A 16,191-nucleotide genomic window follows, 5' to 3' on the forward strand; every position below is an offset into this window, starting at 1 on the left:
ACCAGGTACGACAGGCGCGGAGAGGGCGGGCGGGCCGAGTGCGGAGGGGCCGGGTACGGGCGGCTCGACCGGGGCACGGGACGGGTGCGGACGGGCCGGGTACGGGCGGCTCGACCGGGGCGGGACGGGTACGGACGGCGAGGGCCGCCCGCCGCCGCCCGCACGCGGCTGCCTGCGCCCGCACTCAGCACTCGGTCATCGCCGCTCATCGCCGGTCACCGCTCACCGGTCACCGCTCACCGCTCACCAAGCCAGCTGTGCGATCTCCTCCGCCACCACCGCACAGGCGTCCGCCGCCGGGTCGATCAGCGGGAAGTGGCCGACCTCCTCCAGCAGCGTCAGCCCCACCATCTCGCCGGCCCGGCCCGCCGCGTCCACGAACGCCTCGGCGACCTCGTACGGCACGGTGAGGTCCGTACGGCCCTGGACCACGGCCGTCGCGATCCCCGTCGGCAGCAGCACGGCCGGGTCCGTGCTCTCCCGGCGCGGCTTGAACTCGTCCTGGCCCCCCAGCAGCTCAAGGATGGCCCCGCCGCACACCCCCAGCTCGACCGCGCGCGCCAGATCAGCGATCGGCGCGAGCGCGACGACTCCGCGCAGCTCCGGCGCCCGGTCCAGGCGCCAGGGCGAGCCCAGCGGCAGCACATGGCGGGCCGCCGCCCAGAGGGCGAGATGGCCGCCGGCGGAGTGGCCGGTCACCACGGTCCGCCGGGGATCGGCCTGCGGCAGCGCGTCCGCGGCCAGCCCGGGGAGCGCGTCCATCGCGGCTGCGACATCGTCGAACGTCTCGGGCCAGCGCCCCGCCACCGGATCCCCGTCGCCGCCCTGCTGCGGGATCGCGGGCCCCCGCCGGTACTCGACGTTGGCGACGGCGAAACCGCGCCGCGCCAGGAAGTCGGCGAACGGCGTGAGGTGCGCGCGGTCGTACGGGGCGCGCCAGGCGCCGCCGTGCAGGACGACCACGAGCGGTACGCGCTCCTGATTGCCCCGGGGGGCGTAGAAGTCGATGACCTGATCAGGGTGTTCGCCGTACGCGGCGGTCGCGTCGGGCCGGACGACCGGATGGGCGAAGACCGCTTCGGTCTCAGCGGCGTCACGAGCAACGGCGTCGTGCGCGGCGGGCTCCGGCATCTTGCTCCAACCTTTCGGTGCGGGGGCCGAATTGACCTGATCAGCGGGACGCTATCAGCCCTGGCGGGGGTCGCTCACCCGCCGTGAGCCGGGCGGCTCCCCGGCCCGCGCACCGGAGCGGGGGAGGCCCTGCTCCCCCGCTCCGAGCCGCCCGCGTTCGGTCCCTCCCGTACCTCCCCCGCCTCCCGTACCTCGCACCACCCGCGTCACACGTGCCCCGCGGGCACCTCCGTCAGTACCTCTCCGAGCACCCGCGCCGCGCGTTCCGCGTCGGCGAACCCCGTGTACAGCGGGGTGAACCCGAAGCGCAGCACATCCGGCCTGCGCAGGTCCCCGACGATTCCGCGCGCGATGAGCGCCTCCATCACGGCCGGCGCCTCCGCGCACCGCAGCGCGACCTGGCTGCCGCGCTCGGCGTGCGCGGCGGGCGTCAGCGACTCGACACGCCCCTTCGGCGCGTACACCTCGACGCACTCCAGGAAGAAATCGGTGAGGGCGAGGCTCTTCTCCCGTACCGCGTCGAGCCGTACCCCCTCCCAGACGTCGAGGGACGCCTCCAGCGCCAGCATGGAGAGGATGTCGGGGGTGCCGACCCGGCCGCGTACCGCGCCGTCCGCCGCCGCGTACTCCCCGTCCATCGCGAACGGGTCGGCGTGTGAGTTCCAGCCCGGCAGCGGGGAGTCGAAGCGCTGCTGGTGGCGCTCGGCGACGTAGAGGAAGGCGGGCGAACCCGGCCCGCCGTTCAGGTACTTGTACGTACATCCCACCGCGAGGTCCACGCCGTGCGCGTCCAGCCCCACCGGCAGGGCGCCCGCGCTGTGGCACAGGTCCCAGACGACGAGCGCGCCCGCCTCGTGCACGGCCGCGGTGATCGCGGGCAGGTCGTGGAGGCGTCCCGTACGGAAGTCGACATGGTTGAGGAGCACCACGGCGGTGCGCGGCCCGAGCGATCCGACCAGCAGCTCCGGGTCCACGGGGACGACCGGCATCCCGGTCATCCTGGCCGCCGAGGCGGCGATGTACCCGTCGGTGGGAAAGGTCGTGGCGTCCACGAGGATCTCGTCGCGGGTCGGCTCCGCCGGGTCGAGCAGCCGTGCGGCGCCCACCACGGCCTTGAAGATGTTGACGCTGGTGGAGTCGCCCACCACGATCCGGCCCGGCCCCGCGCCGACGATGGGCGCGATCCGGTCGCCGATCCGCTCGGGCGCGGTCCACCAGCCGCTCTCGGTCCAGGAGCGGATGCGCAGCTCGCCCCACTGACGGTCGATCACATCACGTACGCGGTCGGGCACATGGCGGGGCAGGGCGCCCAACGAGTTGCCGTCCAGGTAGGTGGTCGCCTCGTCGAGGACGAACAGATCGCGCAGCGGGGCCAGTTGGTCGGCGGCGTCGAGGGCGGCGGCGCGCTCGGTCATCGAGCGGTCGGCCGTCCCGGTCGCCACGTTCTCGGTCTCCGTGTTCTCGGTCTCCGTGTTCCCGGTTTCCGTGTTCTCCGTCGCCACGGCCTTGATCCCCTCGGTCTCGATCTCGGTCCCGTTCCCCGAGGTCCGGGGCTCAGCGGTCCGGGGCTCAGCGGTCCGGGTCTCAGCGCTCCCGTTCCCCTCTGTCCCGTTCCTCTCTGTGCCATTCCCCCCTGTCCCGTTCCCCGCCCGCTCAGACATGGCTGCGCGCCGTCCACAGCTCGGGGAACACGTTCTTCGTCGCGCGCTTCTCCAGCCACGCGACCCCGGCGGAACCGCCCGTGCCCGTCTTGGAGCCCATCGCGCGCCTGGTCGCCACCAAGTGGTCGTTGCGCCAGCGCCACACCAGCTCACCGACGTCCGTCAACGCCTCGCCCAGGCGGACCAGTTCGGCGTACCGGTCGGGCTCGGCGTAGATCCCGGCCCAGACCTCCTCGACCTCGGGCGACGGCTCGTACCGCTGCCCCAGGTCGCGGTCGAGGACCGCGCGCGGCACCGGCAGCCCGCGCCGGGCGAGCAGCCGCAGCGTCTCGTCGTACAGGCTCGGCTCGTGGAGTGCCTTCTCCAGCTCGGCGTGGACGCGGGGCGCGCCCCGGTGCGGTACGAGCATCGACGCGGACTTGTCACCGAGCAGGAACTCCATCCGCCGGTACATCGCCGACTGGAAGCCGGAGCCCTCGCCGAGGGCGCCTCGGTACGCGTTGAACTGCCCGGGGGTCAGCCGGCCGAGCGGCTTCCAGGAGGCGTTGAGCGCCTCCAGCTCGCCGGCGGAGCGCTTGAGGGCGTCCATCGCCCCGGGAATCCGGTCCTCGCGCAGCGCGCGGGACGCGGTCTCCCACTCGTGGACGATGACCGTGAACCACAGCTCCATGACCTGGGTGGTGACGAGGAAGACCATCTCGCCGGGGTCGTCGGAGCGCAGCTGCTGCAAATGAGTGAGGACGTCGGCCTGGACGTAGTCCTCGTACGGGGTGGTCCCGGCGAAGTCGAGGTTCGGGGCATCCGAACCGGCTCCGGGAACATCGGGGGCGTGCGACATCTCTGTCTCCTCGATATTGCTGCCGGGTAGCGGTCCGCCCCTTTCCGTGTGGTTACGGAGCCCCGGTCCCCTCATCGCATCATAGGACGACCGTACGAGGGACGGTCGTCCTGTGCCCGTCAGATCAGCGGGCCCTCGATGTACGTGCCGTCCTCTTCGTAGGGCCACGCGTTGGACCTGCATCCGTCGAGGCCCTTGATCTGCTGCATCATCACCGGGGCGGGCTGGCCGGGGCCGCCGCAGCCCATGTGCCGGCGGATGCCGATCTCGTGCCCGACCTCGTGGTTGATGATCAGGTGCCGGTACTCGGAGGGCGGTCCGTCGAAGGTCGGCGACCCCTCCACCCAGCGGCGCAGATTGACCACGACGCCTTCGGTGGTCTCGCAGTTCAGCTCACGGTGGGTGTCGAGCCCCTGGGCCAGACAGAGCTTGTCGGCCGTGGCCGGGGTGGCGATACGGATGACGAAGTCCGCGCCCTCGGAGACCAGCCGGAAGGAACCCCGGCCGTGGGCGGCCCAGCCGCGCGGGTGGGCCAGGATCCGCTGGATATCCGCGGCGGCGTCGGCGGCGGAGATGTCGACCCCGTCCTCGACCTGCACGCTGTAGCGGCGCAGCGGCCCCGAGCCCGTCCTGTCACCGTCGGCCCGCGCCGTGGTGAAGGTGCCGGGCCCCGACTCGGGGACCCGGGGCGACACGGACGGGGAAGGGGACTTTTCGGGAGCGGGCGCCTCGGGAGTGGCCGGGCTCGCCGTGGACGACGCGGTTTCGCCGTCCGGGCCGGCCTTGGAGTCCGGGTCCGTGGCGGGGGCCGCGTCCGGGGCAGTGGTCGGGCCGGAGCCCCGCCAGGAGGCTATGGCCGCGCCGCCGCCGACGATCGCGGTGGCCAGGACGACCCCGGCCAGGGTCAGGAACACCGGGGACCGACCGCGCCGGGGCCGGCGTATTCGGCGGGACGGGCGGATTCGGCTGGACGGGCGGATTCGGCGGACGAAGGCACGCTGGCCCACAGCAGGGTTCTCCTTGCTCGACAGAGCGTGCGATCGAACAAACGAAGGCCCGCGCCCTGGTCAGACGGGCGGGGCCTTCGAAAGGTTCCACAGGCACGTATGCGGGATCGATCAGCCGAGCGTATCGGCCGCCAGCGGCGAGGAGTCGCGGAGGAACGTAGCGCAGCGCTCGTATTCGGCCTGCTCACCGATCGCCTGCGCGGCGCGCGCGAGCGCGTGCAGGGCGCGCAGGAAGCCCCGGTTCGGCTCGTGCTCCCACGGCACGGGGCCGTGCCCCTTCCAACCGCTGCGGCGCAGCGAGTCGAGGCCGCGGTGGTAGCCGGTCCTGGCGTACGCGTACGACTCGACGACCCGGCCGTTCTCGAACGCGCCGTCGGCGAGCTGCGCCCAGGCGAGCGAGGAGGTCGGGTACTTCGCGGCGACGTCGGCGGGCGGCGTGCCGTTCGCGAGCAGCTCACGGGGCTCGGGGTCGTCGGGGAGCCGGGTGGGGGGCGGTCCCCCCAGGAGGTCTTCGTGGATGGCCATGGTTACAGTCTGCCTTGCCCGGCCCCCGCGCCCGCACGACCACCCGTACCTGAGCCGGGCTCGACCGCCGGCGCGGGTCCGCTACCCCCCTCCGGCTCCGCCGCCCGGGCCGGCAGCCGTGTCCGGACCACCTGCCGTACCCCCACCTCCAGCACCACCTGTGCCTCCTCTACCTCCCGCCTCTCTCGCACCTCCCGCACCTCCCGAGGCTCTCGGCTCCAGCGGAGGCGCGGCGAGCCCGCAGTTGAAGCGGCACTCGGGCCGCCCGGCCTCCACCGCCACCTCCGCCGCCGGCACCCCCGCAGCCTCCTGCTCCGCGACCTCCGCCCGCTCCGCCACCGGCCCGGCCGCCGGCCTCGGCGTCCGCACCGTCGACCAGGCGATCAGCGCGCCCAGCACCAGCACCCCCGCGCACATCGGCATCGCGCGCCGGAAGGTGTGCCCGAACTCCGTCGCGGAGCGGTACGCCTCCGGGCCCATGCCCGCCAGCAGCGGCAGCGCGGCCACCGCGAGCAGCCCGGCCGCGCGGGCGGCGGCGTTGTTGATGCCACTGGCCAGCCCGGCTCGCGCGGTGTCCACGGAGCCCAGGACCGTCGCCGTCAGGGGCGCGACCAGGGAGACCATGCCCATCCCCATCACCACCAGCGCGGGCAGCACATCCGTGAGGTACGCGGCGTGCTCGCCCACCCGCAGCATCAGCAGCATGCCGGCCGCGCACAACAGGGGCCCCACGGTCAGCGGGATACGCGGCCCGATCCGCTCCGCCAGCGCACCGGAGCGGGCGGAGAGGAGCAGCATCAGCACCGTCGTCGGCAGCAGCGCGGCGCCCGCGCGCAGTGCCGAATACCCGGCGACCACCTGGAGTTGGAGCGTGGTGAGGAAGAAGAAGCCGCCGAACGCCGCGTACACGCACAGCGTCACCGCGTTCACCGCAGTGAACAGCCGGGAACGGAAGATCGACAGTGGCAGCATCGGATCGGACCGGCGCCGCTCCACCCGTACGAACGCCACCGCGACCAGCACACCCACGGGCCCCGCCCAGATCGCCCTGCCGATCAGCGCGTACGTGATCAGCGCCAGCGTCGCCGCGCCGAGCACGGCCCCCAGGATGTCGAACCGGCCGTGCGCCGCCGGGTCCCTGGTCTCGGGTACGTGGCGCAGCGCCACCGGCACACACACCGCCGCCAGCGGCACGTTGATCAGGAAGACCCAGCGCCAACCGGGCCCATCCACCAGCCAGCCGCCCAGGAACGGCCCGATCGCGGCCCCGACCCCACCGAGCCCGGACCAGACCCCGACGGCCCGCGCCCGGTCCTCCGGATGGAAGCTCGCCTGGATGATGGCGAGCGAGCCGGGCACCAGCAGCGCCCCGCCCACGCCCTGCAACGCGCGGGCGATGATCAGCACCACCGCGTCGGGCGCGATCCCGCACAGCAGCGAACCGAGCGCGAACCACACCACCCCGAGCACGAAAACCCGCCGCCGCCCGTACCGGTCCCCGAGCGAGCCCCCGAGCAGGATCAGTCCGGCGAGCGTGAGCATGTAGGCGTTGACGGTCCACTGGAGGACCGCGAGATCCGCGTTGAGGGACGCCCCGATGTGGGGCAGCGCGACATTGACGACGGTGGAGTCGAGCATCGCCATGCTCGAACCGAGGACCGTCGTCAGAATGACCCACCGCCCCCTGCCCGAGGACAGCCTGATGTCCATACGGGGATCATCCCCGCCGGACGGGAAGGCGGCGAGTGGGCGAACGGCCGGCTGTTTGCCTGTGACGTCGAGGTCGCGATGCGCGGGCTGCGCTCACCGCCGCACCTTCCAGTCGTGGAGCGGCCGGAAATTCGGTTGCCGGGACCGTTGTCACGCCAAAGAAAAGCGCCGGTCCGCTCATCAGCGGACCGGCGCAGACGCCGAGCGGGCCCCGGAAGGCCCGGCCAGTTACTACTTGATCTTGGTGCCGGTGGAACGCAGGGCGGCGCACGCCTCGGTGACGCGCTTGGCCATGCCCGCCTCGGCCAGCTTGCCCCAGGTGCGCGGGTCGTACGTCTTCTTCGAGCCGACCTCGCCGTCGACCTTCAGCACACCGTCGTAGTTGCGGAACACGTGGTCCACGACGGGCCGGGTGAAGGCGTACTGGGTGTCGGTGTCGAGGTTCATCTTCACGACGCCGTTCTCCAGCGCGGTGGCGATCTCCTCGGCCGTGGAGCCGGAGCCGCCGTGGAAGACGAAGTCGAAGGGCTGGCTACCGGCGGGCTTGCCGTACTTCGAGCCGACGCCCTCCTGGAGGTCCTTGAGCAGCTCGGGACGGAGCACCACGTTGCCCGGCTTGTAGACGCCGTGCACATTGCCGAAGGAGGCGGCCAGCAGGTAGCGGCCCTTCTCGCCCAGGCCGAGGGCCTCGGCGGTACGCAGCGCGTCCTCGACGGTGGTGTACAGCTCGTCGTTGATCTCGTGCGTGACACCGTCCTCCTCGCCGCCGGTCGGGGTGATCTCGACCTCAAGGATGATCTTCGCGGCGGCGGCCTTGGCGAGCAGCTCCTCACCGATGGCGAGGTTGTCGGCCAGGGTCTCGGCGGAACCGTCCCACATGTGCGACTGGAAAAGCGGGTTACGGCCGGCCTTCACCCGCTCGGCGGAGATGTCGATCAGCGGACGGACATAGCCGTCGAGCTTGTCCTTGGGACAGTGGTCCGTGTGCAGCGCGACGGTGATGTCGTACTTGGCGGCGACGATGTGCGCGAACTCGGCCAGGGCGACCGCGCCGGTCACCATGTCCTTGCTGTACTGACCGCCCAGGAACTCCGCACCACCGGTGGACATCTGGATGATGCCGTCGCTCTCGGCCTCCGCGAAGCCGCGCAGCGCGGCGTGCAGGGTCTGGGACGAGGTGACATTGATGGCCGGGTAGGCGAACTTGCCCGCCTTGGCCCGGTCAAGCATCTCGTTGTAGACATCTGGGGTTGCGATGGGCATCGAGCCGCTCCTTGTGATGTGCGGGTGTGAGGTGCTTGTCCCTGACCTAGGGGGCGTCCCCTGGGGGCGACGTCATCGTCGCCCCCATCTTTCCAGACTCCCGCGCGGGGTCCACCGGGGTCCTGGCTGTTTCACGTGAAACGGCCAGGCGGCGAGGGAGATCCCAGCTCGGAGCCGGTGCGAGAGCCGGTGCGAGAGCCGGTGCCGACGAGGGCGGCGGGGACGGTGGGAACCGCGGGAACCGCGACGGGAGGCATTGGCGGGGGTGCCGTGGTGCCGTCCCGGCGGTGGGACTCAGTCGAGACCCAGCTCGTCGAGCGCGTAGACGTTGAGGTACGGAAGCCCCGCCTCGGCGATGGCCGGGGCGGCGCCCCGCTCGACGATGACCGCGACGGCAACGACCTCGCCGCCGGCCTCCCGTACCGCCTCGACGGCGGTCAGCGGCGAGCCGCCGGTGGTCGAGGTGTCCTCGACCACCAGGCAGCGGCGGCCCTTGACGTCCGTGCCCTCGATCCGGCGCTGTAGGCCGTGCGCCTTCTGCGCCTTGCGGACGACGAACGCGTCGAGCCGCTTCCCCCGCGCGGCGGAGGCGTGCAGCATCGAGGTCGCGACCGGGTCGGCGCCGAGGGTGAGCCCGCCGACGCAGTCGAAGTCCAGGTCGGCGGTGGCGTCGAGCATGACCTGACCCACCAGCGGTGCGGCGTGGCCGTCCAGGGTGATCCGGCGCAGGTCGATGTACCAGTCGGCCTCAAGCCCCGAGGAGAGGGTCACCTTGCCGTGCACCACGGCCTTGTCCTTGATCAGCTGGAGCAGCTCAGCCCGTACGTCAGTCATGGCCAAGAGCTTACGTCCGCACCGGGCCGCCTCCCCTCGGAGCCGTGTCAGTGCCGCCTCAGCGCTACCTCAGAGCCGCCTCAGCGCCACCTCAGAGCCGCGTCAGTGCCGCGTCAGTGCCGACTCAGCGCCGTCTCAGGGCCGTCTCAGTGCGTCAGAGCCGTCGCCAGCTCCAGGTCGCGGCCAGCTCCAGCGGCTCCAGCGGGGTGACCAGCCGGGGCGCGGTGTTGAGCCCGTTCGGCGGCCCCGACTGCGGCTCCACACAGACCGCCTCGTCCTGCTCGTCGTAGACCACCACCCACTCGGCACGGCTCGCGACCTTCAGCTCCAGCTGTCCCGGCCAGGTGACGGTCACGTCCACCCCGTCGGGCATCCCGAAACAGTCGTCCCATGGCCCGGGCAGCGGCGGGACCCGCCGACCGGTCGGCAGATGGTCCGCGCCACGCTCCTCCTGCCACTCGGCGGTGAAGTCCAGGCGAGCGTCGCTCCCGCCGAGGTTGCGGAGGAACCACGGATGCCATCCGGCCTGCGCGGGGAAGGACGTCTCGTACGTCTCCACCCCCAGCCCGAGCGTGAGCGAGTCCTCGGTCAGCTCGAAGGTCTGGGTGACAAGACCTCGGTACGGCCAGGGCTCGGTCAGCTCGTACGAGAACGACGCCGCGCTGTCGCCCGCGCTCACCGTGTTCCACGCCGTGTCGCGGCCGGTGCCGTGGATGGCGTGCGGTGGGGAGTTGAGCGGCATCTGGTGCGGCACCGCGCCGTTCTTGAACTGCCCGTGCTCGATCCGTCCGCACCAGGGCACCATCGGGAAGCAGCCGTACCGCTCCCCCTGGCGCAGCAGTTCGGTCCCGCCGATGCGCAGACTGCCGATCCGGCAGCCGTTCGCCGGGGTGATGGTCAACTCGGCGTCGCCCGCCGCCAGTCGGATGCTCTCTTCGCTGCTACTCACACCACGACATTACTTGCGCCGCCGCAGCACCCGTCCGACCACCACGGCGGAGGCGAGCGCGAGTACGGCGGCAGGGGCGATCCAGCGCAGCGTGGCGCCACTGCCGACGGCGTCGGGCGCGGGTACCGGAGCGTAGCGACCGCGCGGCGGCGCGTGGTCGACCTCCTCGGCGCTGCGCCCGATCATGGTGCGCCGCGCGTGCGCGGCCTCGGCGGGCGGTTCGTCGAGAGGGCCGCCGAGGAGGTGGAAGTCCCCGGTGCTGTAGACGGTCTCGCTCTCCGGCGATTCGGGGATGTCAGGCACATCGGGGATATCGGGGACATCCGGGATGTCGATTCCCTCAAGCCCTTCGAGCCCGTCCTGAGCCGAAGGGTCAACGTCACCCGTCGCGGAGTCGGCGGGTTCGGACGTGGCCGGCGCGGCGGGATCGGCAGGCGCGGCGGGTTCGGACGTGGCCGGCGCGGCGGGATCGGCAGGCGCCGGGCCGCCCGGCGCGGTGGGAGCGCTGGTCGCGTCCGGCGCCGATTCCTCGGCCAGCGCCGCGACGAACCGGTCCAGCAGCCGGCGGGCGGCGGCGGTGACGGCCTCGGCGGGGAGTTCCGTCAGCCGGCCGTCGGCGCGCGTCCCGCCGGTGAAGGCGACCGTCGTCCCCGTAAGCGCGTCACCACCACCGTCGGCGTCACCGGTCGGGCTCGGGGCGGGTGTTTCCGTCAGCCGGATGGTGAGCGTCAGCTCGGCGGAGCCCGTACCCCGGACTTCCGCGCCCTCGCCCTCCGCCGCGAAGACCCCGTCTCGCTCGGCGAGCGTCAGCGCACCCCGGTAGGTGATCGTGTGGCCACCGATGCGGACCTTGATACGCCCGGAGAGCGGCCCCGCCGTCTCCTCCGCGTCCTGTTGGAGCCCCGGGACACAGCGGGCGACCCGGGCGGGGTCCCGCAATGCCTGCCGTAGCGCCCCTGCCGAGACCGGAACGAACACCTCATGCTCCATGGAACCCGAGCGTAGTGCCGCCGGGCGGGAGTGTGGGTCTTCTCGGCACAGCTTCCTCGCCCCGCCGGGCCACCGGGCGCCCGCGAGGACCGCCACGGAGGGGACGACCGACGATCGACGCCCGCACGCCGGAGCCCCGATCGGATACGAGGCAGATACGAGGCGAGCGCGACCTGCTCCTGCTCCTGCACCAGCCCACGACACGGACACCTGTTCCTGATCGATCGGGCCCGGCTCGATCGCGTCCTGCTCGATCTCGCCAGTAACGCTACGTCACAGTTTGAGTTCCATTTGTCACTCGAACGGGCACTTGCGATCAGGCCACAGCAGGCATGCGCACCCCGACCCGGGTCCTGGTGGCGACGAGTCGGCCCTCCTGCGGGTAGGCGTGCCAGGTCCGCCAACGGATCTGCCCCTCGTCGCGCTGCGCCAGCATCGCGGTGAACGCGTTGGGCGAGCCGGGAAAGGTGCCGGCTAATCCGTTCGGGTGATCCGCGACCAGCGCCAGCAACTCCTGCGCCCTCCCCGCGAACGAGCTGTGCGAGAGCGTCTCGACGCGCGCGGCGAATTCGTACTCCCACTCCCCCAGCCGCTTGGAGACCCCGAGCGGCAGCGGTGTGGTGCTGCCCGGGATGCAGGCGACGGTCTCGGAGCAGGTGACCCCCTCCTCCTCCAGAATCACCTGGTGGGAAGCGCCGAGCAGCCGCAGCTGGAGCCCGGCGCCGGCGAGATCGAGATCGAGTACGGCCAGAGCCGGGACGGGGCCCCGGCCCAATGCCCAGGCCAGATCGGCTGCACGGGTGTCGGTGTAGGCGGTATTGAGGGTGGTGAGCATGGATCGGCTCCGCAGAACACGCTTGACGGGTGGGCCGGGGACGTCCCGGACAATGAGCGAGAAACTTGTGGGGGTGAGATCGCCGGCTCGGCGCCATAGGAGGTCCTAGGGGGTCCGAGGGCTGGAAGCTCTCAGCAATGAGGGAATCACGAGGTACGCGCCGCTCGCAGTGTTTTTACCCAACTTGACGGGGTTTCCATTCCCCTGGGGGCCCATGAGTTCAACTGTTCACAAGAATCCGGCGTACGCCGGGCGCATTTCGCGTGTGCGGGCAGGGATGCCGCCGGGCATCGCCGCCCCCAACACGGCGGTGCCCGGCGGAAATGACTCCGCCGGGCACCGCTCTCCTCAGCGCCGGATCAGCTGCCCCGTGTCAGCCACCTCCGCCGCCGCATCCCCCGCCGCCACCGCAGGACGAACCGCCCCCTCCACAGGAGGAGTGGCCGCCGCCGCAGGACGAATGGCCGCCGCCGCCACAGGAATGGCCGCTCCCGGAGGACGCGTCGCCCCCGGCCACCGCGCCACCGCCCCCGGCGGCCCACCAGCTGCGGTCGCTCGAACGACCGGGCTTCGCACCGGATTTCGTACCGCGGCTCGCACCGGACTTCGTACCGCGGCTCGCACCGGACTTCGTACCGCGCTTCGCACCGGACTTCGTACCGCGGCTCGCACCGGATTTCGTACCGCGGCTCGCACCGGGACTCGCACCGCTTTTCGCGTCGCGGCTCGCACCGCCTTTCGCGTCGCGCTTCGTACCGCGCCCGGCGCCGCCCTTGTTGAGCTTGATCAATGTGATGTCCGCCGCTCCGCCCTTCGACGCGTCGCGGCGAGGTCGCGCCCCGCACTTGTCCCGGCTGCCCACGCTCGCGACGATTCCCGCGAACGCGACGCAGATCAGAACGGCCACCACGGCGACACCCGTGCTCACCATCGTCCTCACCCCGTCCTTCCATCCCCCGGACGTCCCCCGGACGTCCCCCGGACGTCCCCCGGACGTCCCGCGGACGTCCCGCGAGTGCCCCCGAACGTCATCCGAGCGTCCCCCGAACGTCCCTCGGAGCGGGAACCCCGCTCCCCGACGTGCTGTGAGTGGGGTTGTCCCCCCGGCGCCCCCGGCCCAAAGCCGACTTGAGCAACCCCAGAGGTTCGGCACAGGATGGCCGCCATGACCAAAGAATGGCTCGGCGGCACCACGATCTTCGCGGAGATGTCGGCCCTCGCCCAGCGCACCGGCGCGATCAACCTCGGCCAGGGGTTCCCCGACACCGACGGCCCGGAGTCCGTACGGGAGGCGGCGGTACGCGCCCTGCGCGACGGCCGCGGCAACCAGTACCCACCCGGCCCCGGCGTCCCCGAACTGCGCTCCGCCGTCGTGGACCACCAGCTGAGGCGGTACGGCCTGACGTACGACCCCGACACCGAGGTCCTCGTCACCGCGGGCGCCACCGAGGCGATCGCCGCCACGCTGCTGGCGCTGGTCGAACCCGGCGACGAGGTCATCGCCCTGGAGCCGTACTACGACTCGTACGCCGCCTGCGTCGGCATGGCGGGCGGGGTACGGGTGCCGGTCACGCTCCGCCCCCGCGACGGCGCGTACCACCTCGACCTGGACGAACTGCGCGACGCCGTCACCGACCGCACCCGTCTCATCCTCCTCAACACCCCCCACAACCCCACCGGTACGGTCCTCTCCCGCGACGAACTGGCCGCCATCGCGGAACTCGCCGTCGAGCGCGACCTGCTCGTCGTCACCGACGAGGTCTACGAACACCTGGTGTTCGAGGGCGAACACCTCCCCCTGGCGGCCTTCCCCGGCATGCGCGAGCGCACCCTCACCATCAGCAGCGGCGGCAAGACCTTCTCGTTCACCGGCTGGAAGGTCGGCTGGGTCACCGGAGTCCCCGCCCTGGTCACGGCGGTCCGCTCGGCGAAGCAGTTCCTGACGTACGTGGCCTCGGGCCCGTTCCAGTACGCCATCGCCGAGGCCCTGCGCCTCCCGGACACCTACTTCGACACCCTGCGCGCCGATCTGCGCGCCAAACGCGACATTCTCGCGGACGGCCTCGGCGCGGCCGGTTTCGACGTCTACCGCCCGGCGGGCACGTACTTCATCACCACCGACATCCGTCCGCTGGGCGAGACGGACGGCTTCGCCTTCTGCCGCGCCCTGCCGGAGCGCTGCGGGGTGGTCGCCGTACCGAACGCGGTCTTCTACGACCACCAGAAGGAGGGCGCGCCGTTCGTACGGTTCGCCTTCTGCAAGAAGGCCGAGGTGCTGCGCGAGGCGGCGGAACGGCTCCGGAGCCTCGGCGCGGGGTGAAATCCGGAGGCGGTAGCGTCGGAGGCAGTGCGTTTCCCGTAACTCAGGAGGATCACATGCCGAGCACCGTCAATTTCAAGAGCAACCCCGTCAACGTCGACGGCGACTTCCCCAAGGTCGGCTCCGAGGCCCCCGCCTTCGAGCTGGTGGCGGGCGACCTCTCGACGGCCACGCTGGAGACCTTCGCCGGGCAGCGGAAGGTCCTCAACATCTTCCCGAGCGTCGACACCGGCGTCTGCGCCGCGTCGGTCCGTAAGTTCAACGAGGTGGCCGCCGGGCTGGAGAACACCGCGGTGCTCTGCGTCTCGGCGGACCTGCCGTTCGCGCAGGGCCGGTTCTGCGGGTCCGAGGGCCTGGAGAACGTCAAGACCCTCTCCACCTTCCGGAGCCGCGCTTTCGTGGAGAACTACGGCGTCGACCTCGTCGACGGCCCCCTCGCCGGCCTCGCGGCCCGCGCCGTGGTCGTCCTCGACGAGAACGACAAGGTGATCTACACCGAGCTGGTCGAGGAGATCACCCAGGAGCCGAACTACGAGGCCGCGCTCGCCGCCCTGAAGTAACACGAACGCCGCCGTACCCGCCGCCGGGACGGGCGGGTACGGCGGGTACGGCTGGTCCGGCAGGTACGGCTGGTCCGGCGGGTACGGCGGGTACGGCGGATCCGGGGTACGCGGCGGATACGTACGGAGCACGGCGGGTACGGGCGCACCCGGGCGCTACACCGGCGGCGTCCCCGGCGGGCTCTGCGGCTTCGGGCCGGGCGGGAGCGCGGGTCCCTGGTCCGGGGGCATCTTCGGCGGGCCGGGCTTCGCGTGCTTGCCGTCGTACGACGGCACCGTCCGGCGGGTGAGCCGGTGGATCCCGAGCGGCGGAGAGAGGTCCACCCGCCGAGGGAAGTCCTCTTCCGCGCACCGTCCGCACAGCGGGTCCGCCACTCCGTCACCGACCACCCGCGCCCGCGCGACGGGACCGGCCCAGCACGCCTCGCAGCAGCGGCAGTCCGTGGCCGACAGCAGAACAGCCGTTCTTGTCATCCTCGTCGTCCTTTTCCCCCGCGGAGCTGATCCGGAAGTCCTTGCGCACAAGGCGCCTTCGGCCGCCCGCATCAGCGTGAAAAGTAACGTCTCCCCACACCGGCGCCCGTAGATGCGCCCCCCACGCAGAACCAACTGCCAGGGTGTACGGGGGTGATGACGGGCACCCCAAGGACAGGGGCCGAACAGCCTTACGGGCAAGGAGAAATACCCGTACGGTCGGCCCGGCCGGGATGGCGGACAACCGGCGGTCATGCCCCGGATCAGCGGGCCCCCGGGCAGGCGAGCTGCGGGCGCCCCGCGCGGCGGTGAACGACGCCCCGCGGGCACCCCGCGCGGCGGTGAACGACGCCGGCCCGGGACCGCGATCGCGTGGATCACGGTCCCGGGCCGGGCCGCCCGGTCGCCCGGGCGGTGGAGCCGTGGCCTCGGAACCGGCCGCGAAGCCGGCTCCGGAGTCGGCCTCCGGCTCAGGCGTCCTCGGGGTTCTCGTCCCCGGGCTCCAGGCCGAACTGCTCGACGAGCCACTTGTCGAACTCGATCGAGGCGCGGACCCAGCTGACCGTGGACGACACGAAGTGCTCAAGGTTGACGCCCATGCCGATCAGCATCTGCGCCTCACCGATGAGCCGGACGGTCGGCGGACCGTCGCCCTCCTCGTGGACGTGCGTGTAGACCTTGGGCCACAGCGTCCGGCGGTTCCAGTCGTCGATCGCGTCCAGGATCTTGGACTTGTCCGTCACGGGGTGCGGGCGGTCGTAGAAGGTCCGCACCGAGAAGACCTGCTGGTCCTCCTCGCCACGGAACATGAAGTACGTCCGGAAGTCCTCCCACGGCGCCGCGAGGTCGCCCTCGTCGTCGACGACGTACTTCAGCTCCATCTGTTCGAGGAGCTGCTTGACCAGATCCTGGTCAGGGACGACGGGGCCCGCCGGTCCCGCACCCTGCGGTTGGGGCTGGCTGCCCCCGAAATTCGGAATCGAGGACGGGTCGATGCTCACCGTGTATTTCCCTTCGTACGGTTCCTGCCATCCTCTCCCATCCCGGCCCGCCCGTGGCAACCCCCGTCCCCGGCCATTCGGCCGCACGGGCGT

General features: G+C 71.9%; 15 protein-coding genes. 2 read left to right on the forward strand and 13 right to left on the reverse strand.

The window, feature by feature from the left end; translation table 11 throughout:
* Nucleotides 1-243: 243 nt before the first annotated feature.
* The 11 genes from ACFY6S_RS17245 to ACFY6S_RS17295 all read right to left on the reverse strand — a co-directional run bounded on the left by ACFY6S_RS17245 (nt 244) and on the right by ACFY6S_RS17295 (nt 11,743).
* Nucleotides 244-1,131: an alpha/beta hydrolase gene (locus ACFY6S_RS17245; protein WP_388817264.1), complete on the reverse strand. Its 888-nt coding sequence runs from the start codon at nt 1,129-1,131 to the stop codon at nt 244-246.
* 206 nt (nt 1,132-1,337) lie between these two features.
* Nucleotides 1,338-2,546: a kynureninase gene (kynU, locus tag ACFY6S_RS17250; protein ID WP_388818066.1), complete on the reverse strand. Its 1,209-nt coding sequence runs from the start codon at nt 2,544-2,546 to the stop codon at nt 1,338-1,340.
* A gap of 238 nt (nt 2,547-2,784) precedes the next feature.
* Nucleotides 2,785-3,630, reverse strand: a complete 846-nt coding sequence (locus tag ACFY6S_RS17255; protein WP_388817268.1) for a tryptophan 2,3-dioxygenase family protein — start codon at nt 3,628-3,630, stop codon at nt 2,785-2,787.
* A gap of 119 nt (nt 3,631-3,749) precedes the next feature.
* Nucleotides 3,750-4,544 (reverse strand): DUF3152 domain-containing protein, encoded by a 795-nt coding sequence (locus ACFY6S_RS17260; protein ID WP_388817271.1) that lies wholly within the window; start codon nt 4,542-4,544, stop codon nt 3,750-3,752.
* Between the two features lie 204 nt (nt 4,545-4,748).
* On the reverse strand, nt 4,749-5,162 hold the full coding sequence (locus tag ACFY6S_RS17265) for a DUF3151 domain-containing protein (protein ID WP_388817274.1): 414 nt from the start codon (nt 5,160-5,162) through the stop codon (nt 4,749-4,751).
* Nucleotides 5,163-5,243: 81 nt separating this feature from the next.
* Complete coding sequence (locus ACFY6S_RS17270) at nt 5,244-6,872, reverse strand: MFS transporter (RefSeq protein ID WP_388817277.1); 1,629 nt, start codon at nt 6,870-6,872, stop codon at nt 5,244-5,246.
* 231 nt (nt 6,873-7,103) lie between these two features.
* Entirely contained in the window at nt 7,104-8,135 is a 1,032-nt protein-coding gene (gene fbaA / locus ACFY6S_RS17275) for a class II fructose-bisphosphate aldolase (protein WP_388817280.1), read from the reverse strand.
* Nucleotides 8,136-8,429: 294 nt separating this feature from the next.
* A complete protein-coding gene (pyrE, locus tag ACFY6S_RS17280; RefSeq protein WP_388817283.1) occupies nt 8,430-8,969 on the reverse strand; it encodes an orotate phosphoribosyltransferase in 540 nt (179 codons plus the stop codon).
* Nucleotides 8,970-9,123: 154 nt separating this feature from the next.
* Nucleotides 9,124-9,918 (reverse strand): aldose 1-epimerase, encoded by a 795-nt coding sequence (locus ACFY6S_RS17285; RefSeq protein ID WP_388817287.1) that lies wholly within the window; start codon nt 9,916-9,918, stop codon nt 9,124-9,126.
* A gap of 9 nt (nt 9,919-9,927) precedes the next feature.
* Entirely contained in the window at nt 9,928-10,908 is a 981-nt protein-coding gene (locus ACFY6S_RS17290; RefSeq protein WP_388817290.1) for a carbon monoxide dehydrogenase, read from the reverse strand.
* Between the two features lie 316 nt (nt 10,909-11,224).
* On the reverse strand, nt 11,225-11,743 hold the full coding sequence (locus ACFY6S_RS17295) for a DUF2617 family protein (RefSeq protein WP_388817293.1): 519 nt from the start codon (nt 11,741-11,743) through the stop codon (nt 11,225-11,227).
* A 1,165-nt stretch (nt 11,744-12,908) separates the two neighbouring features.
* Here ACFY6S_RS17295 and ACFY6S_RS17300 point away from each other — a divergent pair.
* Both ACFY6S_RS17300 and tpx read left to right on the forward strand, forming a co-directional pair.
* Nucleotides 12,909-14,063, forward strand: coding sequence for a pyridoxal phosphate-dependent aminotransferase (locus ACFY6S_RS17300; RefSeq protein WP_388817296.1), 1,155 nt, complete (start codon nt 12,909-12,911; stop codon nt 14,061-14,063).
* 56 nt (nt 14,064-14,119) lie between these two features.
* Entirely contained in the window at nt 14,120-14,623 is a 504-nt protein-coding gene (gene tpx, locus ACFY6S_RS17305) for a thiol peroxidase (protein ID WP_388817299.1), read from the forward strand.
* 156 nt (nt 14,624-14,779) lie between these two features.
* Here tpx and ACFY6S_RS17310 read toward each other — a convergent pair whose 3' ends face one another.
* Together ACFY6S_RS17310 and ACFY6S_RS17315 are read right to left on the reverse strand one after the other, a co-directional pair.
* Nucleotides 14,780-15,097, reverse strand: coding sequence for a hypothetical protein (locus ACFY6S_RS17310; RefSeq protein ID WP_388817301.1), 318 nt, complete (start codon nt 15,095-15,097; stop codon nt 14,780-14,782).
* 470 nt (nt 15,098-15,567) lie between these two features.
* The gene (locus ACFY6S_RS17315) at nt 15,568-16,098 is read right to left on the reverse strand and encodes a YbjN domain-containing protein (RefSeq protein WP_388817304.1); all 531 of its coding nucleotides are present in this window, start codon (nt 16,096-16,098) and stop codon (nt 15,568-15,570) included.
* Nucleotides 16,099-16,191: the final 93 nt, after the last annotated feature.

It is taken from the genome of Streptomyces sp. NPDC012835 (assembly GCF_042900885.1).
GTDB lineage: Bacteria > Actinomycetota > Actinomycetes > Streptomycetales > Streptomycetaceae > Streptomyces.